The sequence below is a fragment of the Nocardia sp. NBC_01499 genome (genome assembly GCF_045040275.1).
Classification (GTDB): Bacteria; Actinomycetota; Actinomycetes; order Mycobacteriales; family Mycobacteriaceae; genus Nocardia.
On record NZ_CP109426.1, the window covers coordinates 3,583,553 to 3,606,311 of the forward strand.

Annotated in this window: 21 protein-coding genes; 8 read left to right on the forward strand and 13 right to left on the reverse strand. The window is 62.3% G+C overall.

Translation table 11 applies throughout. The features are described from left to right. Positions 1-349: 349 nt before the first annotated feature. The gene (locus tag OG203_RS16510) at positions 350-724 is read right to left on the reverse strand and encodes a DUF397 domain-containing protein (protein ID WP_405166536.1); all 375 of its coding nucleotides are present in this window, start codon (positions 722-724) and stop codon (positions 350-352) included. Between the two features lie 2 nt (positions 725-726). After that, positions 727-1,653: a Scr1 family TA system antitoxin-like transcriptional regulator gene (locus OG203_RS16515; protein WP_405166537.1), complete on the reverse strand. Its 927-nt coding sequence runs from the start codon at positions 1,651-1,653 to the stop codon at positions 727-729. 672 nt (positions 1,654-2,325) lie between these two features. Between OG203_RS16515 and OG203_RS16520 the strand changes: the two genes are divergently transcribed. Both OG203_RS16520 and OG203_RS16525 read left to right on the forward strand, forming a co-directional pair. Continuing rightward, entirely contained in the window at positions 2,326-3,078 is a 753-nt protein-coding gene (locus tag OG203_RS16520; protein ID WP_405166538.1) for a hypothetical protein, read from the forward strand. Positions 3,079-3,083: 5 nt separating this feature from the next. Beyond that, positions 3,084-3,698: a DUF3558 family protein gene (locus OG203_RS16525; protein ID WP_405166539.1), complete on the forward strand. Its 615-nt coding sequence runs from the start codon at positions 3,084-3,086 to the stop codon at positions 3,696-3,698. A 15-nt stretch (positions 3,699-3,713) separates the two neighbouring features. Here the strand turns inward: OG203_RS16525 and OG203_RS16530 are convergent, their stop codons facing one another. The 4 genes from OG203_RS16530 to OG203_RS16545 all read right to left on the reverse strand — a co-directional run bounded on the left by OG203_RS16530 (position 3,714) and on the right by OG203_RS16545 (position 8,590). Continuing rightward, complete coding sequence (locus OG203_RS16530; protein ID WP_405166540.1) at positions 3,714-5,018, reverse strand: IS256 family transposase; 1,305 nt, start codon at positions 5,016-5,018, stop codon at positions 3,714-3,716. Positions 5,019-5,112: 94 nt separating this feature from the next. Next, entirely contained in the window at positions 5,113-5,895 is a 783-nt protein-coding gene (locus tag OG203_RS16535; RefSeq protein WP_405166541.1) for a hypothetical protein, read from the reverse strand. Beyond that, a complete protein-coding gene (locus OG203_RS16540; RefSeq protein WP_405166542.1) occupies positions 5,892-8,261 on the reverse strand; it encodes a hypothetical protein in 2,370 nt (789 codons plus the stop codon). Before OG203_RS16540 ends, OG203_RS16535 begins: the two co-directional genes overlap by 4 nt. A gap of 8 nt (positions 8,262-8,269) precedes the next feature. Continuing rightward, positions 8,270-8,590: a hypothetical protein gene (locus OG203_RS16545; protein WP_405166543.1), complete on the reverse strand. Its 321-nt coding sequence runs from the start codon at positions 8,588-8,590 to the stop codon at positions 8,270-8,272. Positions 8,591-8,996: 406 nt separating this feature from the next. Between OG203_RS16545 and OG203_RS16550 the strand changes: the two genes are divergently transcribed. Continuing rightward, entirely contained in the window at positions 8,997-9,314 is a 318-nt protein-coding gene (locus OG203_RS16550; RefSeq protein WP_405166544.1) for a hypothetical protein, read from the forward strand. Between the two features lie 105 nt (positions 9,315-9,419). On the opposite strand, the gene OG203_RS16555 is transcribed toward OG203_RS16550, so the two are convergent. Both OG203_RS16555 and OG203_RS16560 read right to left on the reverse strand, forming a co-directional pair. Next, on the reverse strand, positions 9,420-9,773 hold the full coding sequence (locus tag OG203_RS16555; RefSeq protein ID WP_405166545.1) for a hypothetical protein: 354 nt from the start codon (positions 9,771-9,773) through the stop codon (positions 9,420-9,422). A 176-nt stretch (positions 9,774-9,949) separates the two neighbouring features. Next, positions 9,950-10,564 carry a TetR/AcrR family transcriptional regulator gene (locus OG203_RS16560; RefSeq protein ID WP_405166546.1) on the reverse strand — a complete coding sequence of 205 codons (615 nt, stop codon included), beginning with the start codon at positions 10,562-10,564 and terminating at the stop codon, positions 9,950-9,952. Positions 10,565-10,616: 52 nt separating this feature from the next. Here OG203_RS16560 and OG203_RS16565 point away from each other — a divergent pair, with 52 nt between their 5' ends. Then, on the forward strand, positions 10,617-11,525 hold the full coding sequence (locus tag OG203_RS16565) for an alpha/beta hydrolase (RefSeq protein ID WP_405166547.1): 909 nt from the start codon (positions 10,617-10,619) through the stop codon (positions 11,523-11,525). Positions 11,526-11,603: 78 nt separating this feature from the next. On the opposite strand, the gene OG203_RS16570 is transcribed toward OG203_RS16565, so the two are convergent. Both OG203_RS16570 and OG203_RS16575 read right to left on the reverse strand, forming a co-directional pair. Further along, a complete protein-coding gene (locus OG203_RS16570; RefSeq protein ID WP_405166548.1) occupies positions 11,604-12,449 on the reverse strand; it encodes a tyrosine-type recombinase/integrase in 846 nt (281 codons plus the stop codon). Between the two features lie 331 nt (positions 12,450-12,780). Beyond that, positions 12,781-13,377 carry a TetR/AcrR family transcriptional regulator gene (locus tag OG203_RS16575; protein ID WP_405166549.1) on the reverse strand — a complete coding sequence of 199 codons (597 nt, stop codon included), beginning with the start codon at positions 13,375-13,377 and terminating at the stop codon, positions 12,781-12,783. A 129-nt stretch (positions 13,378-13,506) separates the two neighbouring features. Here OG203_RS16575 and OG203_RS16580 point away from each other — a divergent pair, with 129 nt between their 5' ends. Further along, complete coding sequence (locus OG203_RS16580) at positions 13,507-14,670, forward strand: FAD-dependent oxidoreductase (protein WP_405166550.1); 1,164 nt, start codon at positions 13,507-13,509, stop codon at positions 14,668-14,670. A 97-nt stretch (positions 14,671-14,767) separates the two neighbouring features. Here the strand turns inward: OG203_RS16580 and OG203_RS16585 are convergent, their stop codons facing one another. After that, complete coding sequence (locus tag OG203_RS16585; RefSeq protein WP_405166551.1) at positions 14,768-15,133, reverse strand: DUF2834 domain-containing protein; 366 nt, start codon at positions 15,131-15,133, stop codon at positions 14,768-14,770. 442 nt (positions 15,134-15,575) lie between these two features. Here OG203_RS16585 and OG203_RS16590 point away from each other — a divergent pair, with 442 nt between their 5' ends. The 3 genes from OG203_RS16590 to OG203_RS16600 all read left to right on the forward strand — a co-directional run bounded on the left by OG203_RS16590 (position 15,576) and on the right by OG203_RS16600 (position 19,344). Beyond that, positions 15,576-16,523, forward strand: a complete 948-nt coding sequence (locus OG203_RS16590; protein WP_405166552.1) for a decaprenyl-phosphate phosphoribosyltransferase — start codon at positions 15,576-15,578, stop codon at positions 16,521-16,523. A gap of 470 nt (positions 16,524-16,993) precedes the next feature. Further along, positions 16,994-18,547 (forward strand): IS21 family transposase, encoded by a 1,554-nt coding sequence (gene istA, locus OG203_RS16595; protein WP_405160805.1) that lies wholly within the window; start codon positions 16,994-16,996, stop codon positions 18,545-18,547. Beyond that, positions 18,544-19,344 carry an ATP-binding protein gene (locus OG203_RS16600; RefSeq protein ID WP_405160806.1) on the forward strand — a complete coding sequence of 267 codons (801 nt, stop codon included), beginning with the start codon at positions 18,544-18,546 and terminating at the stop codon, positions 19,342-19,344. Before istA ends, OG203_RS16600 begins: the two co-directional genes overlap by 4 nt. On the opposite strand, the gene OG203_RS16605 is transcribed toward OG203_RS16600, so the two are convergent. Further along, entirely contained in the window at positions 19,296-19,859 is a 564-nt protein-coding gene (locus OG203_RS16605) for an NUDIX hydrolase (RefSeq protein WP_405166553.1), read from the reverse strand. The two genes, OG203_RS16600 and OG203_RS16605, sit on opposite strands and share 49 nt — an antisense overlap. A 358-nt stretch (positions 19,860-20,217) precedes the next feature. Then, the gene (locus OG203_RS16610) at positions 20,218-22,602 is read right to left on the reverse strand and encodes an MMPL family transporter (protein WP_405166554.1); all 2,385 of its coding nucleotides are present in this window, start codon (positions 22,600-22,602) and stop codon (positions 20,218-20,220) included. Between the last annotated feature and the right edge of the window lie 157 nt (positions 22,603-22,759).

Genomic DNA, 22,759 nt, shown 5'->3' on the forward strand with positions numbered 1-22,759 from the left:
CGTGACCGTTCTGGTCGGCGCGGTAGGCGGTGCGGGTTCAGGCGGTCAGTTGGGTAAGCGCATCTCGGTGCGATCGTGATGGCGGACCAGTACGGCCAACTGAACGCACGGTATTCGGCTACTTAACGGGGCAGTCGGACCACCGCACTTCGAGCTGATCATCGGATGGAATGCCGACGAACAACCAGGGCAGCCGGTCGGCGGAGGTCGCTTCGATCACCGCACCTGCCGAGCATGCCAATGTGCCAGCGAAGTGTGCGGAATCTCAGAACCGTGGCGGATCCGCCACGTCACCGCCAAACGTTCTGAGATTCCGCCACGACTTCTGAGAACCTACAAGTTCGACCGGTCAGGCTGATGTAAGGGCGAACTCCGCTGCCCGAATCCCCGAGGTGAAGGCGTTCCATTCGCGTGCGGTGTACACAAGTTTGGTGCCAACGGCATCGCGCACGGTCGTGCTGCCCGTGTGCTCGTCATGCTCAACTACGGGAACGATAAGTTCGCTCGGAGACTCGTCACCGTCTGCGGCGAGACGGAGGAACTCGTCCCAGTCGTCAGCAGGGATAGCAATCGTCGGTTGATCGTCGCGCCGCCCTTGGTACTTGCTGTCTCGAATGTGGACCGTGCCATCGTCCGAGAACCGTACTTCCACACAGGAGTTCGCGTCCTTGCTGAACGAGGACTTGAACCACCCGCGGTGTCCGGTCTCACCGCCGTTACCCATAGCTACTGTCCTAACCTGCTTGCGACGTCTTCGATCAATGCCAGCGTATCCGTTGGATCCAGCGAATTACGCTGGGCCGCTTCGAATGCCACCGAGAGATCGCGCACAAGGTCCGGGTTCTCGATGATGCCGGAGACTGCGGCCGACTCGTGCCATCCCACCGTTGGCAGCAAAGGCCGGTCAAACTCGATCACGTAGAAAGCGGCTCCGCCGATCAGGTAGCCCTTGGGCGACTTGAACGGCATCACCCGGATGTCGATGGTGTCCGGGTGATTTCGGATGAGCGTCGCTAGGTGCAGCAGCTGTTCGCGAAGAACCTCGGGGCCGCCGATCTCCTGATGCAGCGCAGCTTCGCTGATCACAGCGTTCAGTTGCAGCGGGTCGTCGCCGGTCAAGCGTTGCTGCCTGATCATGCGGGCTTCAACGCGCTTCGGGACTTCCTTCTTTGGAATGAAGATATCGTCGCCGTCGATGAGCGCCTTGGCGTAGTTCGGGGTTTGCAGTAGCCCCGGAATTAGCAGGCTCTCGTAGCAGCTGAGCTCCGATGCACCGTATTCCAGGCCCCACAGTCGTTGGTGCTCGGTGCTGAACAGATTCGGAAACTTGACCCACCAGCCTCGCTGGGTGGTGGCGGCCCTGAGGGTGAGTAGGTCCTCGCGCTCTTCCTGGCTCAGGGCGAACAGGTCCAAGAGCAGTCGAAGTTTGTCTTCGGCCAGGACCTTGCGGTCCTTGTCGATCTTGGACCAGTAGGTCGGTGAGAACCCGAGATGCTGGGCAATCATCGCTCCAGTGAAGCCGAGCTCGGCGCTGTGCATCCGGATTCGTGAGGTCAGTTCCCAGCGAGCGACGGTCGGCGAAAGCGGCGCCACATCGGTCCTTTCCAGGTCAGGCAACTGAGGAACAAAGACTACACGGGCATCTGTAAGCATCTGATGAACCGGTTTTAGGGACTATCTCTTGCATTGGTCATCTTGACCACTCTATGGTATCTGTGTCGGCCGTCACATCTCAGCTGCGCAGGTCGGCACTCGTGTCGCAGATACGACGCGGGAACCGGAATCAGTAGGGGTGATGGTTATGCAGCACGTTTTAGAACCGGCGATGGGGAAGCGCGTCGAGGCGGTGTGTGATGCGCACTAGAGCAAGTCATTGCCGCGGGCCTTGGCCGACGTGCACCATCGGTCCGGTCTCGGCGGAGACGGAGAGAGCGGTCGACCGTTGCCGGCAGTACCGGCGTGATCTGGGTTTTCCGGCGGTTGTGGCGCCCGGGACGCGACGAATCGTCGTACACGCAGACTTCGTCGGCGCGGTGGCGATGCCGTCAGTTCTGGCGTTGAGGGTACGGGCATGCATGGGACGTCCCGGACCGGTGGTTGCGCACCCGGGCTCGGCTCGGGCGACGTTTCTTACCGGGCCAACCGACGGTAGAGAGCTGGAGTTGTTCGCTCTACTGCTGCGTTTGAACATCGGGATCGCGTCGACCTACACCGTTTTGCCGTCCCCGGTCGATGAGCGGCTTGGCTACCGGGTGTGGCTGGACGAGCCGTCTCGGGTTCTGCCGCCGCAGCGAGCGGTGCTCGAGAGTCTCGTGGCGGTGTCTCGTGACTGTTGAAATGTACGGGTACATGCAGTTGCGGCTGGTGGGGTCCCAGCGTGCGGAGATGGAAGGTCGACTGGAGGAGCTGGCCGCGAGTAACGGCGGAACTGTCCAGGGACGGGTGTTCTGTGAAGAGGGGCCACCGATCGCGACGTTGTGGTCGATGCTGCTCGCGTTGGATGAGCGGTCGGGCGGCCGAGCGGCCGAGCAACTGCGCCAGCTCGCCTGGCGCGAGGGATTCGATCTGAAGCGGTTGCTGGGCGCCGCGCCTCCAACGTCGGCGTTGTGGGCATTGTTGGATGCGTTGTCGCGGTGGCGGGGCAGCTGTGTGATTGTGCCCTCTCCGGATCATTTCGACGGACTGGGCGTGACCAGCGCGAATATCAAACTCGGTCAGGCTGAGATCGCGGCATTCAACGAGGCCGCGCGCTCTGGCTCGATCCGGTTCGAGGAGCACACCGTACGGGAGGCGGTTCAGCTCTACGACCAGATGATCGACGGGCTGACGAAGGTACGGACCAAGCTGACTCGTGCTCAGGACGCGACCGGGTTCGGTGGCTTTGCTTCTGGGCAAGATCTGCAACGAGGATTCTCGAACAAGGCTGCTGAAGGGATAGGTGTGATCAACCAGTTGATCGACGGCGCAATGCGTCTTCAGGAAGCCTTCTTGCGGGCTGGTCAGCTCATCTCAGAAGCAGATCAGCTCAATGCGGGCAGAATCAAGCTTCTCGAGAACACGCCAGGGACTGGTAGCTGAGAGCAATGAAATACCTCGGGATTGCTCTGGCTTTGACCTCCACTGCCATCATCACTGTCGGTTGCACAAGCAGTGATCACAAAAGCGAGCCGACCAGCACAGTCACATCGACAACTGCGAAACCCGTTCTCGCGGTGCCGATAGGGCCTGCCCCTGATCAGCCCCGCAACTCGCGCAAGCCGGTCCAACTAGATCCGTGTGTCGAGGTAGGCGATGACACCGTCACCAAAGCCGGATTCGAGCCCAAGACCCGCGAGCGCGCCGATCAGGTTCACGACGACTACGCGTTCATCGGTTGCTCCTTTGATCGCAAACAAGACGTGCGCGGCCAGACGCGGACAGTAGGTTCCTTGACGATCTCATCAACCAATTTGACACTGGACGATTTCCGGAAGCGCGAAGGCGCCGCAGCCACCGAAATAAAGGTAAACGGCAGCGACGCAATCACCTACAAGCGGCCTGAGAGTGAAGCCTGCTTCGTAGTCTTGACCGACCCGGACGGGACTCTCGATATATCAGTGAGCAGCACTGCCGCGCTCACAGATTGGAACGCGTGCGAACACGTCCAAGATATCGCTGGGATCGTCGCGTCAGCTGGGTCTGTCCAGGTAACGGTGTAACTCGGGTTGATTGAACTATTTTCGGCCGGCGGTGAGTCGGCCTTCGAAGGTGATGTCGAAGGCGTTGAGCGCGGCTTTCCATCGGGTGATCCATCGTTTCTGGCCCTCGCCGGTGGGGTCGAGGGCCATGACCGCGAGGTAGACGCATTTGAGGGCGGCTTGCTCGTTGGGGAAATGGCCGCGAGCACGGACCGCGCGGCGGATACGAGCGTTGACCGACTCGATCGCATTCGTCGAACAGATGACCCGTCGGATCTCGGTGTCGAAGGCCAGGAACGGAGTGAACTCGGCCCACGAGGTTTCCCAAAGCCGCACGATAGCAGGATATTTCGCGCCCCGGACCTCAGCGAACTCATAGAACCGTTCCAACGCCGCGGCTTCGGTCGCGGCGGTGTAGACCGGTTTCAAGGCTTTGGCGATGACGGCCCAGTCCTGGCGCCCGGCATAGGAGAACGACGCGCGCAGCAGATGAACGATGCAGGTCTGAACGACCGCGGCCGGCCAGGTCTGCCCGATCGCTTCGGGTAGTCCTTTGAGCCCGTCGCAGACGAGCATGCAGACGTCATCGACGCCACGGTTTTTCAGCTCGGTCAGGATCTGCAACCAGAACTTCGCGCCTTCACCGCCGTCACCGGCCCAGAGCCCGAGGATCTCGCGGCCGCCCTCGACCGTGACGGCCAACGCGAGGTAGATCGGCCGGTTGGCGACCTTCCCGTCGCGGATCTTGACATGGATCGCGTCCAGGAAGATCACCGGATAAACCCGGTCCAGGGGCCGGTTCTGCCATTCGGTCATGCCGTCGATGACCTTGTCGGTGATGGTCGAGATCGTCTGCTTGGACACCTCGGCGCCGTAGACCTCGCGCAGATGCGCCGAGATCTCGCCATGAGTCAGGCCCTTGGCCGAGAGCGACAACACCATGTTCTCCGCCCCGTTCAACCGGCGCTGGCGTTTACGCACGATCTGCGGCTCGAAACTGGCGTCGCGGTCACGCGGGACATCGATCTCGACCGGACCGACATCGGTCACGACCGTCTTCGAGCGGGTTCCGTTGCGGGAGTTCGGTGTTCCACGACCCGCCGGATCGCCGTGGTCATAGCCGAGGTGATCGGTGATCTCCCCGTCCAGAGCCGATTCGACCACCATCTTGGTCAGCTGCCCCAACAGACCGTCTTCGCCGGTCAACTGCAGCCCGCTCGCGCGGGCCTGGGCCACGAGCCGGCCCACCAGCTCGGCATCCACCACCGACGTCTTCGCTTTCCTGGGTCTGGCCACCGAATCAGTATCGGCCACCTCGACCGCCACCACATCAGAGTTCATGTGCCACTCCTTGTTTCGGAGTTACACCGTTGTTTGTACAGTCCCCGTCAGCTCTTCTCGCCAAATAGGTTATTGGCTCGACCTTCTTGGTCTATCACTTAGATGGACCAATCCATTCCGGATACTGGACAGCGACAGGCTGTGGAGGGATCTGGACGGTAGGCGACAGCTTCAGGGTTTTCGAGTCCGGCTCCGCGATAAGGCCAGGGATCTGCTGCTGGAACCAGGTCCGGCAGCCTTCGGGATCGGAGTCCAGATTCTTTTTGATCTTAGTAATCTTCCAGTCTCCGAACACATTCCATCGTGGTGGCCGGTGTGCCGCCGGATCATGCTGGTTGGGATCGCGGTCGGCTATCCCTGGTTTGCCTGCGTTGCCGGTCGCATTCTCTAGTCGGATATCAACCACGGACATGTTCGAGGTGAAGTCACGGAGATCGCTTCCGCTCGCACCCACACTATCTTCGGGGACTACGTATCGGCATACAGTGGCCGTCACTGTCTTGTCGTCGGCGGAGTATGCGGTGATGTGGCTATGATGCGTCTCTTTGGTCTGCAGCCAGTACTCGGCCGATTCATCTGGCGCCACTTCGGTGAACAGGACGTCCATATTGTGATCGTTGTCGGGAGGCGCGAGGGCTTCACGGTATCCGGAGTATGCGTTGTTGATGCCGACATGACTAACGATCCATCCGGATTCGTGAGCGGCGCGTATTAGTTCTGCTCCGCGCGAGAACAGGTCGATTCCATGGTCGGCCGACCACACGTTGGAGTACGAGGGGTCCGGTTTCGATGGCTCCTCTTGATCGCAGGCGGATACCCCCGTGCCGACAGTGGCGACGGCGAGGCAGGCGAGGAGGATACGATTGTTCCGGCTCATTTACCTTTGCCCTGAACATCGAGGATGACCTGACTGTAAGCATTGCGCAACGTAGCACCGTGACCGTCGTCGGTTTGGCCGATCTTGTTGAACAGCTCGTTCAGCTCAGTTGTCAGGTGTTCATTCTTCGGGTCGAACTGAATCGATTCCCAAGACTTCAGCCCACCGTTTTCGAACAGATCAGAATATCTACTCTGCAGATTCTCCGGGATCTGCGCCTGTGAGAGCACCTCGTGGCTTCGTTGCGCAAAGTTAGGTGGTGCGACAGCTGGCAGTTCCGACTCGGTTGGTTTGGCGCCGGTGAAGAACTCCTTCAGATTGTCGCCACCCCCAGTCAGAATATCGCCGCCATACTTGCCTCCCGGCAGAGACTCGGTCAGACTCCGGCTGGTGATCGCCTTCATCTCGTCGTACGCCGCGCGCTTGCGGTCATACATATCTTGCGCATCGGCATAGTTGTTGCTGTGGTTGGACTCGGAGGCTGCGAAGATGCCTTTGTCGACAAGTGCGTTCAGCCGCCCGGCGGTGGCCAAGCTGTCGGTAGATCCCGGCAGCTGGGGATCGTGCGCGTACACCCCTTCGTTGCGCAGAACGCCGAACATGGCGGCGCCGTTCAAAGTCTTGCCAGCACCGGTAAGGTCGTGGTCAGTGTTCATCAGACCGAAGATGTTGGCTGCGCCCTTGTAGGAGCCATTCCCCTGAGGGTCGAGCCAGGTCGATATCTTGCCATCGCTGTTGATGTGATGGGGCACGTCGAAGCCAGGCAGTTCGGGGCGCGGGGTGCCAGCCAGCACGTCGACGTAGGGCGACATTCCTCTTGAGATCTCTTGAACCAGTGTCGGATTGAGCTGACCGATGCTGTGGCCGTTGATGCCGTGGTTGTCCATCTTGGTCAGTTCGTTCCAGCGTGCGTTCGGGTCTCCGCCACCGGCGAGGTACTCACCGACCGAACTCATGATGTGGCCGGTCCGCTGGGCTGTCTTCACATCGATCGGGTTGTTCGGGTCTTCGACGACCGAATCCTGCGGGTCGAACTTGAAGAGTGTGGACACAGCAGTACCGCGGTCACTCCACTCGTGAGTGAGCACGTTATGCATGAGCTTCTCGTGGTCTGGGCCGGTCACCAGACCTTCAACCGCTGCCTTGTCGGTACCGGCGACGGCGAACATGTCCTCACTGATACGCGGCCCGAACTGCCCGACGACGCTGGGATCAGCTCCGTCGATCTTCAGTGACGGGTGGATGAAGTCGTCGGAGTTTTTGAAGTTCTCGTAGCCGTCGAGGTACTTCGCTCCCACGTCGAGCAGCTTGCGGTCGACGTCAGTTCCGAGACGGTACTGCGGGTCGCCAGCGCCGACTATCTTTGCGATCGCCTGGTTGTCGGCTACCCCGTTGAGGTTGACCTCATGGGCGATGCCGTATTTCGACTTGTCCGTGACGAGGTCGCTGCGGGTCAGTGAGGCCTGCATCTGTTTCGGCAGCTGGCCGAGTCCGCCCTTGCCGCTGTTGGGCAGGTCTTTGTCATCGGCTGCCACCGCTCCCGCGTTGATCGACGGGTTCGACAGGATCTGCAGCGAGTTCGCCAACGCGCGCTGTCCATCTGGCGGGAGCTTGCTCATGATCTGCTGGATTTCCTGAGGGCTTTTGCCGTCGAGCGAGTGGCTGAGCCCGTTCAAGTACTCCATCTGCGAGGCGGGGATCGTAGTCGTCTCGCCACGCTGCAATGCCGCCACCTGATCAGGCGTCAGCTGACCAGCCTGGATAAGACGCTGTATGCCGTCTTGGCTCAGGTTGACCGGTTGGGTGATCAGATTCGATCCGTCGGCTTTGCCTTGATCGGTGCCGAGGGCAGCCGGAGAAGCGATGAAGGCCGCTCGAAGGTCTGCGTGAGCGTTGTTCAGGTCGTCGCGGAGTTTGCTGTCGGCCTGCACAGTGGAACGGGCGGCGTCGTTGAGTTCAGCTTGGAGGTCGAGCAGCGCCTGTTTGTCCTCGTCGCTGACCGACTTCCCAGGTGGAATACTCAGCGCGAGCGTGTCGGCGATCGAATAGCCGCGACGTTCCGCTTCGATGAGAGCTCCCCGGGCCCGTCGAAGCGGTGCATCTATCTCGTCGTAGCCGTTCTTGACGCGTTGGGCGACGGTGCTGATTTTGTCGGCAAGGGTCTGCATGGTCTTCTGGTCAGCCAGCGCTCGGTCCTGGGCCGCTTGCGCACATTGGCCTTCCCAGTACGTGTCGTTCACCTTCGTGACAGCGTCTACGTATCGGTCGAACAGATGCTCGAGGTCGGTACCGAAAGCGACCCAGGAATCACCGAGGGCGATCAGGCTCGACGGATCGGCGTAGTCGATCCAAATCTTCAGAGTCATCCCCGCTCCTACGCAGTCCAGTCGCCGGTCGATTTGCGGTAGACATCCAAGATGCTGTTGGCATTGCTCTCGTCAGTGTCCTTGTACTGACGAGCAACGTTGGCCATCACGTCCCCGGTCTCGCCCAGGCGCTCCTTGATCGTCGGAATCAGCACTCCGAGAAGCTGTTCGCTCTCGAGGAACAAGCCAGCGGCGGTTGACTGCAGCTGCTCATGCGGGCTCACAGCAGCTACCCGTTTCGGCTTGGTGCTCCCGGCTTGACGGGCCAGATCGTGCAGGGTTGTTGCGAGCTTCCCCAGTGTCTCCAGATCGGCCTTGAACGTAGCCATACGCCCCCCAGGTCAAACGGTCGAATGTCGAGCTTGAACGCCCAACACCCTACCGCAGGCAGGTGGAACACCCGGCGCATCGAATGTGCCCGATCGCGGGCACGAGGCCTGTGGCGAGGGCGTCCGAGACCTGGTAGTTGATCAATCAACGCCAAGAGCGTAAGTGTTTTCGACGAGGTTGGGATCGGCGCCTCCACCCCAGGTATCGGTGTGAACGTCCTGTAGGTCGTCAGCCCTGAGAAGTAGAAACGAAGTGTTCCCAGTCTTCGATGTAAGAGTCATACGCTATGAATCCATGGGCGCGGAACCCATTACGACGGGCGTCGTTCGTCGCCGGGCCCGGTAGTGAGGCCGCAGGGCTATGGATGTAGTTCGAATAGGCGAGTGAAAACTGAGGAGCCCGACCATGTCCGACCCCAAAGACCGTCCACCTGAACCGACTGAGGGTTCAACTGTCCGTTTCTCGGTCCAGCATTCCGTTCAGCTCAAATGGGAGGGCAGTCGGCGCATCTACACATTCGTCGCGATTCGATGTAACGATCACTGGTACACCTCCAGGATCGACGACGAGATCGAATTCGACGGAGATCATAGGATCCGATGGGGTGTGCCTCCGCTCAGCGATTGGACCGAGATCGTCGAAGCCGCGCACGGGCCGATTGAGGTTGCGAGTGGGTGGGCGGCAGTCGGTGTCGGAAAGGGCAATCACACCCACGAAGTGTGACCAGATAGCGCCGCGATCCATCCACTAGCGTTCGGCAGCTTGCTGCGCTCGGGTCGTTGGGAAGCTGTGTCTACCAACAAGATCTAGACGACCGACCAAAGCGCGCTACGGCAGAACCTTCGACAGTGGTAGGCGGTCAGTTGGACCGAGGGTGTCGAGTCGTATCTCGAAGACGAACGGCACATCGTCGGGGCCGCCGGATAGCCACCATGTGCTGACGGTAGCTATGCCGTCGTCGATGTCCTCGATAGTGCACTGGTTCGTGGTGGGGCATGGATAGGCGGGTGTGGGAAGCAGTTCCCCGCCGAACGAGGGTGTCTTGTCGACCAGTTGGTGAGGTCGGCCGTGTGCATCTACCAACTCGACCAGGACGATGCCCGGTTGCGGATCGTCGCTGAGCCAATAGACAGCGATGGCGGGCAGTTCACAGCCGTCGCCCTTTCCCGACGTCTCTTTCACGGCAGTAGCTTATCGATCCGACGGTCGACAGGTGGACCTGAGCGTGCGCGTTGTTCGGCAGTGGCTGGACGCTCCAGATGCGTTGGCGCGCCTATGAATAACGGCTGGACATCATCCGTTCGGAACGCGCGGGTCGCGGCATGACCGGATATTCGACTGAGTGCTCTACTGTGCGATCAGGCGATCTGTGCGGTGAGTGCTCGTGTCCAGAAGTCGATCACGGTCTCGACAGAATCGTCGATCGTGCGACCGTCGAGTGGGTCGAGAACGATGCCGTGGATTTGGGCTTCGACAGCTTGGACGAGCAGTACCGCGGTCAGTGTCGGATCGGTTCCGCCGGCGCCGAGGCGGCTCAGGTGGAAGGCGACTTCGCCGACCAACAGTTGTTCGAACTGCTTGAGCTTTTCGATGCTTGCGGGCGTGCGGGGTGCCTGTTCGTAGAGCAGGCGATGCATTTGCGGCTCGGCAGTGTGCAGGCGTGCGACTGCGGTGATCAGCCGCCGCACGGTATCGACCAAAGGTGGCTGCTCGCTGCGTAATTGGGCCGCTTCGGGCAAGAGGTCCGCTGCGCCGTCGCGGAGGTGACGTTCGGCGAGTGCGTAGAGCAGCGCGTCTTTGTTCGGTATGTAGTGATAGAGCGTCCCGATCGACACCCCGGCCAGTTCGGCGACCTTGTTGGTGGTGGTCGCGGCGTAGCCATGTTGTTGGAAAAGTCGAGCAGCCGCGTCGAGGATCGCGTCGAAGGTGAACTCCGATCGCTGCTGGCGCGGGGTTTTGCGTGGGGTCGACATGGTCTCCCGAAACCGAGTTGTCAAAACCGAGGATTACTCGAATCATTATGGCATGCATGACTCCTACCTGGCATTTCTCCCCGATGATCTCCGTCCGGACCCGAGCCTTCGACCCGAGTCGACGTGGTGGCTCTGGCGTGGCGCACGCATCCACGTCGAGCGTGTTGCTCGACCGGATGACCCGGTGCGCATGCTGTTGGTGCACGGCGGAGGCGGGCACGCGGCGGTGATGTGGCCGTTCGCGGCCATGGCGGCACAGCTGGGCTTCGAGGTATTGGTCCCCGATCTGCCGGGGTACGGGCACACCGAGACGAGATCGGCTCGGGCAGTGCGTTATCCGGACTGGGTCGACTGCGTCGCCGATCTGGTTCGGGCCGAGAAGACGGCCGATCCACGCCCCTTGGTGGTGTTCGGGGCCAGCATGGGCGGAATGCTGGCCTACGAGGCCGCGGCCCGTACCGGCATGGTCGATGCTCTCGCGGTCACCTGTCTACTCGACCCTCGATCGCGTCGAGCTCGCCGCTGTATCGGCAGACACCGCTGGCTCGGACACTATGGCCCGAGACTGCTGGTCCCGGCGTTCGATGGTATTCGTGTGCCAATGCGGTTGGTGGCCAACGTGACTGCGATGTCCAACCTTTCCGACCTCAACGCTATCGTCACCGCTGATCCACGAGGCGGCGGTGTGTGGGTGCCCTTGGGATTCTTGCGCACCTACCTGCGATCGGTTCCGCTGGTCGAGCCGGAGAATTTCACCGCTTGCCCGGTGTGGTTGCTGCACCCCGGCGCTGACCGCTGGACGCCGCTGGCGGTCAGTCGGATGTTCTTCGATCGCATCGCCGCACCGAAGCAACTCTTCGTCCTCGAGCAGGCAGGGCACTACCCGGTCGAAGATCCTGGAATTCGCCAACTGGCAACAGCATTGGCGGACATTCATGACCAGGTCGCCACCACGATCTGACCGGCCCCGTTGCCTCCTACGAACCCGACTGGCGCAATCCCCACATCGTGTAATCGGCTATGTGCATGCGTTGAGTTGTTATGTGCCTGAGGCCATGTTGGCGGCGAGGATGTAGTTGGGGTGGCGGTCGATGTTGGTGCGGGCGCGGTCGTAGCGCATGGTGGTGACGAAGGAATGGCGCAGCATGTGCGGGTGCATCCTCGGTAGCCGCGTCGCCGAATCCTGGGCCAGGCGCCGCAATCGTATTGTGGCGCAATGACGATCCATGCGCCGTCCACGGGTGTTGAGCAGGATCGGCCCACGATCACGGTCCCCGACGGCGCGGTCGATCGCCCGCCCGACAGCTGGAGGGAGCGGGATCAGGGCGAGCTTGGAACCCTTCCCGATCACTCGCAGCACGCGGTGGCCACGTTCCTCACCGATGTCCTCGACGTCGGACTTGCACGCCTCGAAGATCCGCAACCCAAGCAGTCCGAGCATCGCTACCAGTGCGAAGTCGAACAGATTCGCTGAATCACGGCCTGCGGTGAGCAGCGCTTCGAATTGCAGGTGCGAAAGCCCCAGTGTCGGTGACTCGTTCGGTACTCGCGGGCGGCGAACATACTCGGCCGGCGAGTGCTCGATGACGCCGTCGATGACGCAGGTGCGGTAGAACCCGGTGACGACCGCGGTGCGGCGGGCGACGGTGGAGGGTTTGAACCGGCGGATTTCCTGCATCCACCGCACATACCGTTCGATCTCAGCCCGCACCACCAGCAACGGCAGGAGGTTGTGTTCGGTGCACCAGCAGAAGTACAGGCGCAGGTCCGATCCGCAGTGGATACGGGAGCTTCCGGTGAACCGGGCCAGATAGACCGCGCTAGCCAGCCTCAATACGAGATCGTCACCGGCGAAGGTGACGTCGATATCGGATGAAGTACCCATGCTCAACGATGCCGGGCAACACCAGCCCGCACGCGCCCCGGGGGGCGTCGAGCAATCCAACCGGGCAGTGCCTCCGAATGCATGGTGGTGCATCGCTCGCACGAGCACCGTGTTGCGCCAGTTCGGATACGAGCATCGCACCGATCTCCCGGCGCACGCAGAGCATGCTTGCCGACCATCAACGGGGTCACCGAGTACGCCCGGCTCGCGGCATAAGCGTGTGCGGGGCCCGGATGCTTGGGGCGGCCATAGTTGATCCGTGATCGTGCGGCGCTGACAATCCTCGCCGAGATGTCGCGTGCGCGGTGGCCGTCGTCGAGGCTTGGTTGACTCAGCCTGTCGGGTGGTCGGCTGCCCAGCCGCGCTCGAGTAGGGCGAAGATCGTGTGTGCGGCTTGCTGCGGGTTGGTGTGTCGGTGGACGAGATCGGCCGCTTCCAGTGCGAAACGGGCCAGAGCCGTGCAGGCGGTGTCGTCAGCGGGGGCGCCGATGTCCTCGGCGATAGCGTGGGCGAGGGCGGTCTCGTGGCGCTGCCACATGCGGCGGGCATAGTCGCGCAGCGCGGGGGTGTCCTCGACCATGCGCAGGAAGCCAGCGGTGCGCATGTCGGTGACCGCCCGACGCAGCATGTGCTCGCGTCGGCGCAGGATGTGCTCGCGCAGGGCGGTGGGGATGGACTGGCCGGGGGTGCGGTCGCGCACCGCCGCGACGAGCGTGGCCTCGATGTCGTCGTCGAGGTCGAAGACCAGGGCTTCCTTGCTGGGGAAGTGTTTGAACAGAGTGGTCACCGCCACGTCGGCGGCGTCAGCGACGTCCTTGACGCCGACCTGGTCGTAGCCGCGCTCGACGAACAACCGCACCGCAGCATCGGACAGGGCCTGGCGCGTCTGGGCCTTCTTACGCTCTCGGCGCCCGATTGGCTCGCTCATGCCGCCCACCATATCGCAAAGGCGTAGCCACAACGAATGGCTATTCATTGCACTTTTGTAGTCAATATGATTTTGTGAGTGAACGTGCCGGAACTCCGGGCGTGCTCACCCAGAAGGGATCACTTCGCCATGAGCAACCCTCGTATCGCGATCATCGGCGCCGGCCTCGGCGGCCTGGCCTGCGCTCGCGTCCTGCAGCTGCGCGGCCTGCCCGTCACCGTGTTCGATCGCGAGCTATCCCCCGACGCTCGCGTCCAGGGCGGCGCCCTGGACCTGCACCCCGACACCGGCCAGGCAGCCCTGCGCGCCGCGGGCCTGCTCGAACAGTTCCGCACCCTGGCCCGCCCCGAGGGCCAAGAGCGCCGCGTGCTGGACCCCGCCACCGCGGCGGTCCTGCGCCATGACCAGCCCGCCGACGGCGAGGACTACGCGCCGGAAATCGATCGCGGTCAGCTGCGGGCTCTGTTCCTGGGATCTCTCGCCGACGGTGCCATCTGCTGGGGCCGCGCTGCCAGCGGGGCGACGCCGCTGGTCGACGGCGCCGCCCGCCTACACCTGGTCGACGGGACTGCCGAGGACTTCAACCTGGTCATCGGCGCGGACGGAGCCTGGTCACGGATCCGCCCGGCCCTATCTGGCGCCGTGCCCGGCTACCTCGGCACAACCATCGTCGAGACCCAATTCGACGACGTCGACGCCCGGCACCCCGCCATCGCGAACCTGGTCGGCCACGGCACCCTGAGAGCCAGTTCCGCCGGCAAAGCTCTGTGCGCCATGCGCAACAGCGGCGGCCGTGTCCGCGTCTACGCCATACTCGACATCCCGCTCGACTGGCATGCTGCCGCCGGCGTGGACCTCCAGGACAGCAAGGCCGTGCGGGAGTACCTGCTGGGTGAGTTCGACGGCTGGCACGACAGCCTGCTCGACCTGCTGCGCGACAGCGACGCAGGATTCGTCAACCGCCCCCTGCACGTCTTGCCACTCGGGCACACCTGGGACCACACCCCCGGTCTCACCCTGCTCGGTGACGCCGCCCACCTCATGCCCTCGCTCGGCATCGGGGCCAACCTCGCCATGCTCGACGGCGTCGACCTGGCCGACGCCCTCACCACACACTCCGAAGTGGACAGTGCCGTTCGCGCCTACGAAACCGTCATGCTGCCGCGATCCAGCGCAGCAGCCCATGCCTGCGCCGACCTGTCCGGCATCCTGACCACCGACACACCCACAGATATGAACGCCGTGCGCAGGCACCTCAACGAGCAACTCCTCCACCCCCAAACACCCCACTGAACAAGACCCACCAACCAGACGGCGGCCCGCCAAACGACCTGCAATCGGCTACCGGATGGCGACTATCTTTGGCGTGGAAGACGGTCGGCGGCGTGACTCATTGCCTGCTTGCTGCCTTGTCAATCGTGAAGTCGCGGACCAGCAGGAAGAACGGAATCGCGGTGGCGATACCCACCGAGAAGGTCATCACGAACGAGATAGCCCACCAACCCACGATGCCGAGCCGCCGTGCTTCGGAGAAGGCCCATAGGTGGAAGCCGAGCACCACGAAGGCGAGGTCGACCATGGCGAAGCGGCCCGGCACCGTCTTGTAGATGTCGCCAACGAAGAAATCCAGCACCGACTTCGGCCCGTTGCGCCATAGGTAGGGCAGCGCGATCGAGTTCTGCGTGATGAACGCGGCGACGAGCGTCGCGATGAGGGTGGGCCGTCGCCATGGCGAATCCGCGGTGCCGTCAGACATGGGGCAGTCTCCTAAGGTCGTGACGTGAGGTCGGCGGGTTGGCCTTGGAGGCCAGGCCCAGCAACCGAAGCCTCAGAGGTAACCGATACCCATAGTTACATACAATTGGTTGCGGTCGGACAACCGTATGATGCGGCGCAACGGCAATATCGGATGTTGTTGATCTCGTCGCTCAGAACGCCCGCCCAGCGGTAGCGGACGTTCTGCGGGTCAGTCGATCTCGACTTGACGATCGCTCGCTCAACTGCCTGTGCTGCTGGCTTCGCGCCCGTTCCGTCGAACTGGCGGAGGTAGAAGAAAGGTTGACCGAAGGCATACGGGTGGATGTTTGGGAGTATGTCGTGGGCGGTTCTACGGTCGACACAATCCCGGCGGCGTAATGGCGGCAGTGCCAGCCGCGCAACGAGATTAGTGCACCGCGACGGGAAGCAGGCAGGTTGATATGAGTGAAGAGCCAACAACCATCGAACTCGACGACGCTGTCCTTTCCGGACCGCCCAAGACCTTGGCTGGTGGACTGGTCAAAGCTGTGCGGCCACGCCAGTGGGTGAAGAACGTCTTGGTGCTGGCCGCGCCGCTGGCCGCAGGCACGATTCCGGGTACTGACACCTTCGTCTTGTCCGACCTGACCCGCGTCCTTCATATCGGTATCGCGTTCGTGGTGTTCTGTCTGGCGGCCTCGGGGATCTATCTGGTCAACGACGCGCTCGATGTGGAGGCAGACCGAGCTCATCCGACCAAACGTTTCCGGCCGATCGCCGCCGGTGTCGTGCCGGTGAATCTGGCGTACGCGCTGTCGGTGGTACTCCTGGGCGCCTCGATCCTGATCTCATTCGCGGCCACGTGGCAGCTGGCAGTGGTGATGGCGGTGTACATCGGTATCCAGCTCGCCTACTGCTTCGGGCTCAAGCATCAAGCGGTGCTCGACATCTGCATCGTGTCGTCGGGCTTCGTATTGCGCACGGTCGCTGGTGGTGTGGCGGCGAACATTCATCTGTCCCAATGGTTCCTGTTGATCGCGGCCTCCGGCTCGCTGTTCATGGCCGCGGGCAAGCGCTATGCCGAGCTGAGGATCGCGCTCGACACCGGTGCCAAGATTCGCAAGTCGCTGCAGTACTACACGCCTACCTATCTGCGTTTCATATGGACCTTGTCCGGTACCGCGGTCGTGGTCTTCTACGGGCTGTGGGCGTTCGAGCCCGATCACCAGGACAACCCATGGTTCGCAATCTCGATGATTCCCTTCACGATCAGCCTCCTGCGTTACGCGGTCGACGTCGATGGCGGCCAGGCCGGTGAACCCGAAGAGATCGTGTTGGGCGACCGAATTCTGCAGCTCTTAGCCGCAGCGTGTCTCGCAGCAGCCGGGATGGCCGTCTATCTCAGCTGAGCAGACATCCGCGCCTCAACCCGACCGCGATCGGCCCCCACGGTCCGGCCTTCACCCACGACGTGAAATCGGCAGTTTCGGCGTTGAACCCAGCCTCGGATCGGTACCGCTGGTCGATCTTCCGCAGAGCCGCACTGGCCGGTTCGATCAGCGCGCAACGCGGCATTATGGTGCACTCATCCGGAGTCGGTCCGGTGGTTCCACAGCCGCGGTTCCCGCTCAAGAAGTAGCTGGCAGCGATTCAATGCTGGATCAGGCCGCCGACCGGAGTGGACGCTACATGACCGGTTGGCGGAACCGCCTGTGTGTCGGCTGCCAGGGAGAAGGGACCACTTCAGAGACGGTTTTGCCATGAGTATGGGACCGCTTGTTTGCCACTGATGGGACCACCTGGGTAGGGGTTTTGCCAGTTATGGGACCACCCGGCGTGGCTGCGGGGTTCCCGGTCGTTCGGCCGCTGTATTGGCCCAATGAGCTACCGGGAGGTTTCGGTGATCGAGATCGTGGAGATGCTGCGGCTGTGGCTGCAGGGGCTGGGTTTGCGGGAGGTGGCCCGGTTGTCGGGGACCGACCGCAAGACGGTGCGCCGGTATGTGGAGGTGGCGCGTTCGTGTGGGCTCGATCGTGAGGGTGATGCAGCCCAGTTGACCGATGAGCTAGTCGCGGCGGTGATAGCCGGGGTTCGGCGCAAACGCCCGAACGGGAAGAGTGATGCGTGGGAAACCATTGCCGCGCAACATGATCAGATCAAGGCGTGGCTCGATGAGGGCCTGACGTTGACGAAAATCCATATCCTGCTGGGACGCCGTGGTGTGGTGGTGTCATATCGGACTTTGAACCGTTATGCGACAACAGAATTGGGGTTCGGGAAACGCCGGACTACAGTGCGGGTTGCCGATTGCGAACCCGGTGCTGAGGTGCAGGTCGACTTCGGCAGGCTGGGGATGCTCACCGATGCCGATGATGGTCGGCGTCGGGTGGTGCAGGGGTTGATCTTCACTGCGGTTTATTCGCGGCACATGCTGATCTATCCGAGCTACCGGCAGACCCTCAACGATGTGATCGACGGGTTCGAGTCGGCGTGGGTATTCTTCGGTGGCGTGTTCGCGGTGGTGATCCCGGACAACATGAAAACGATTGTGGACAAAGCAGATTCGACTGATCCGAAACTCAACGACGCGTTTCGTGAGTATGCCCAGACGCGTGGGTTCGCCATCGATCCGGCCCGCATCCGCAGCCCCCGCGACAAACCCCGCGTCGAACGCTGCGTGCCCTATGCGCGGTCTAATTTCTTTGCCGGAGAACAATTCCGGGACCTGTCGGACTGCCGGTCCAGAGCCGCCAAGTGGTGCGCGGAAACGGCGGGGATGCGGATCCATGGCACGACCCGGCTGCGCCCGGCGGAGGTGTTCGCCGCCGAGGAGGCCCCGCAGTTGAAACCACTCTCGCAGGAGCCGTTCGACATCCCGACCTGGGTTCGACCGAAGGTGGCTCCCGACAGGCATGTTCAGATCGCCAAAGCTCTCTACAGCGTTCCCGGTGAACTCGTCGGGGTCCGCCTGGATGCCCGCCTTGATTCGACCACGGTGAAACTGTATTGGCGCGGAGAGCTGATCAAGGTCCACCCGGTCATGGCGCCGGGCCGCCGGCACACCGATCCCGCCGACCTGCCCAGTGAAGTCAGCGTCTATGCGATGCGGGACTTGAATACCTTGCAGCGCAAGGCATCCGAGCATGGCGCTCATGTCGGGATCTACGCCGCGGAGGTGCTGGAACATCCGCTGCCCTGGACGAAGATGCGCCAGGTTTACCGGCTGCTCGGGCTGGTTCGCCGTCACGGCGCCGCCGCCGTCGACGACGCCTGCCGCCGCGCCCTGGACGCTGAGGTCGTCGATGTCGGCGTCATCGATCGCATGCTGACCCGCAGCGCGGTCGGCCAGCAGCTCAGTCTGTTGCCACCACCGCCGACTCCGTCCCGGTTCGTCCGCGCGACAACCGATTTCGAGATCAGGAGGCCGTCATGACCACCCGCCGACCCGCCGCGACACCGGCGGTCAAACCGATCGATATCTCACCGGAACTCAAAACGTTGATGCGCCGGCTCAAGCTCGGGCAACTGCTCGACACCCTGCCTGAACGCCTGGCTTTGGCGCGATCGAATCGGCTGCCGCACCACGACTTCCTGGAAATGCTGTTCTCCGACGAGGTCACCCGCCGCGACCGCCAATCCGCCCAACGCCGCGCGAAATCCGCGCATCTGGACCCGCAGATGCAGCTGCAAGCCTGGGACGACACCACCGCAGTCAATTTCGACTCCGAACTCTGGGCGGAGCTGACCTCGCTACGGTTCCTCGCCGACGCCTACAACATCCTCATCATGGGACCGGTGGGCGTCGGAAAAACGTTCCTGGCCAACGCATTAGGACACATCGCGGTCCGCCGCCACCATTCGGTTCACACCGAACGCAGCGATAAGCTGTTCAAACGCCTGCGCGGGGCACGCCTGGACGGCAGCTACGAAGACGAGATGCGCAAACTCCACCGCGTCGACCTGCTCATCCTCGACGACCTGGCCCTGCACCGGCTCGAAGCCACCGAGACCAACGACTTCTACGAACTGATCGTCGAACGTCACCGCAAAGCTTCCACCATCATCACCAGCAACCGGGAACCACCCGAAATCCTGACCATGATGGCCGACCCGCTGCTGGCCCAATCAGCGATGGACCGACTGCAATCAGCCGCCTACGAACTCGTCGTCGAGGGCGAGTCCTACCGGCAACGCCAGAAGCCACGCCACGGCAAGCCCGCAACCGATTGACCAGCGACTCGGTCGTCAGTCACCATCAGCACACGGCCCGCGACCGGGTCCAACCCGGTCCCATGCTCATGGCAAACCGGTGGTCCCATCACCCTGGCAGGCGACACCTGTGCCAGAGCTAGGCCTGTATCGACGAGCGATGATCGACGCAGATAGGCCACCTGAGGAATCATGGTCCAGGTCGGCTCGACGGTCGCCCCGTTCAATTCGGCTCTGAGCCTGCCGCTGGCGACGCGGACGCGGTAGAAGATTCCAACGTTTTGATGCTCGGCGCCTGCACGGGCTGCAGCTGCGGGGATCACTCTCGAATCCACGCCCAGTAGACGTTCGACGACCCCGTCGTATCCGGTCTCCTCGCGGAGTTCCCGGGTTACCGCGTCGAAAGGATCTTCTGCGTGCTCGACCCCTCCACCCGGAAGCGTCCAAGTGGTTTCGCCGTTTCCGACGACATGACGAGCAAGCAGTACGCGGCCATCTTCAAGGCAGACGGCGTACGCCGCCAATCTGAAACTCACCCGGTGAAGCCTATTCCGAGGCTCGGATCGATCTGCAAGGTAGGAACTCCCAAGCGATCATCCTCAATTCGGCAATATCGTGCGTTGGGAAGCGCTGTCAGCCAACCGTTTTGGACGGATGACCAACGCGCACTCTGCGGCCAATACCGGACGTTTGCGGGGTTAACTGTCGGCCAAGGTTTGCCTTGCCCGAGCAGGAAGTTGTCGAACACGGATGACTGAACGCCCGGTTTGGACCACACCGTCGGGAATCGGTCGGGGTCGAGCCTCAGATTGTGATTGGTCATCCGGAGCGCCGGAGGCAAGTGCCGAGTGACTCGATTGCTCTGTTCATACCGCTGATGATCAGGCCGAGGGGTCATTTGCCGATCGGTCGGGTGGGTGCGTCGGAGTCGTCGGTGTGAAAAGTGCGTGGTGGCCGTGGTAATCGGTGTCCACGAGGCTGTTCGATCCTGGGCAGGGGGCTGTGGGAGATCGGTTTACTCGTCGTTGATCGCGCATCGCTGACTGCTGTGAGCTGTTCGGTGACCGGGTCGGTGATCGGGGTGGTCTTCACCAGGTCGACGACCTCGCCGCCGGGATGTTCGTGTTCGAGTATGGGTTCGCCGAGGCCGATCTTCTGCTGGATCTTCTTCATCCAGGCCGGTGCCCACCAGCAGTCGTCGCCGAGCAGCTTCATCGTGGCCGGCACGAGCAGCATGCGCAGAATGGTGGCGTCGATGAACAGTGCGGCGATCATGCCGTAGGCCATGTACTGCATCATCACCAGATCGGAGAACGCGAACGCGCCGGTCACCACGAGCAGGATGAGCGCGGCCGCGGTGATGATGCGGCCGGTATGTGCGGTGCCGATGCGTACCGCCTCGGTGGTTGAGGCGCCTTGTGCTCGTGCCTCGACCATTCTCGACAGCAGGAAGACCTCATAGTCGGTGGACAAGCCGTAGATGATCGCGATGATCAGCACCAGTACCGGTGCCATGATCGGTTGCGGGGTGAAGTTGAGCAGGCCCGCGCCGTGTCCGTCGATGAAGATCCAGGTCAAAATGCCGAGCGTGGAACCTAATCCGAGCGCGCTCATCAAAGCTGCCTTGATCGGTAGCACCAGCGAGCCGAAGGTCAGGAACATCAGCATTGTGGTGAGGAACAGGACGAGGGCCACCATGAACGGAATGCGGACCAGCAGGGCGTCGATGCTGTCTTTCTGCATCGCGGGCAGCCCACCGACCAGCATGGTCACCCCTTCTGGCAGTTCGAGGGTCCGTAGGTAGTTGATCGTCTTTCCTGCGTCGTTGATGTCGGCCACGCTTGCCTTGGTGCGGTAGACGTCGGGTCGAGTGTTGGCGCGGGAGGGCACTTCGAATGGGGTGGTGAGCCCAGGAGCCTGGTTGGCTTGTTTCCACGCTGCCCCTACCGCAGTGCTGTCGTCGGCGACGAAGACGAGCTCGAGTGGGTCGGATCTGCGCCCCGGGAAGTAGGTGTCGATCTGTTCTTTCGCCTGGCGGACCTCGTCGCCAGGGGGCAGGTACTTCTCACTGAGCCCGCCGAAGAGCAGATGCTGCACCGGCAGGATCAACAGGACCAGCGCGACGCAGATAGAAATGGCGATCTTTATCGGATGCTTCATCACCCAGACCGTCATCCGGCCCCAAAACCCGTTCTCGATCTGTTCGGCGGTCTTGGTCTTGCGGAACCGTTTGAACCCCAACGCGTCCACTCGTTTGCCGAGGACGGCGAGCATCGCGGGCAGCACGGTGATCGCGGTGAACGCGGCCAGCGTCACCGTGGTGATCGCGCCGTAGGCCATGGATTTGAGGAAGCCCTGTGGGAACAGCAGCATGCCGCCGAGGCTGGCGATGATCATCGTCGCGGAGAACACCACGGTGCGGCCCGCAGTCATGACCGAGCGGCGAACCGCTGCGCGCGTGTCATAACCTTCGGCGATCTCTTCGCGGAATCTGCTCACGATGAACAGCCCGTAGTCGATCGCCAGACCCAGGCCGATCATTGTCACTACCGAGGAAACGAAGGAGTTCACCTCGGTGAAGTTGGTGAAGATCCGCATGATGCCCATCGAGCCGATCATCGTCAAGGCACCGATGGTCAAGGGCAATGCTGCGGCGACGATCCCACCGAAGATGAAGAACAGCAACAACCCCACCGCAGGCAGCGCGATAACTTCCATCCGGCGGATATCGTCGGACATCCGATCGTTCAAAGTGCCTGCGATCGCTTGTATCCCGCTGACCTGCACGTCGACACCGGGGATGGCGAAGACGTCTTTGACCTTGCGGTAGTTGCGCACCATCTCGGTGTCGCTGTCGCCACGAATGGCGATCAACGCGATCGCATGCTTGCGGTCCTTGGTGGCCGCGGCCGAGCCGCTGGCCTTGCCGGTCTCGGTCCGCCAGTACGCGGCGTTGATCCCGGCGATCTGGTCGGGATAGTCGCGCGGCAGGCTGTTGAGATGGTCGGTGACCGTACGGGCGAACTCCGGATCATCGACCGTCTCACCGTCAGGCGCGGTAAAAAGCAGTGCTACATCGACGTCATGGTTGCGGCCGAACGCCTCATCCGCCAGCCGCCCGGCTTGCGATGACTCCGATCCCGGATCGAACAGGCCACCGGAGCTGAGATGATCCTCCAACCCGAATCCATAAGCACCCAACGCCAACAGGCCCGCCACCGCGACACCGATGACCCCGAATCGCAGCCGACAAACCAGATCGCCCCACCACGTGAACACCTAGGCCGCCTCTAATCTGGACTCGCACTCAGTCACCGGGGTGCCAAACATGCACGCGCGCAGCCGAATCACGCACGGTAGCGAATCGGCGAGCGGTATGGACGGCTGCACCGTGCGCCGGACCAATCCCATCGCTTGTCCAGCAGCACCCAGTGTC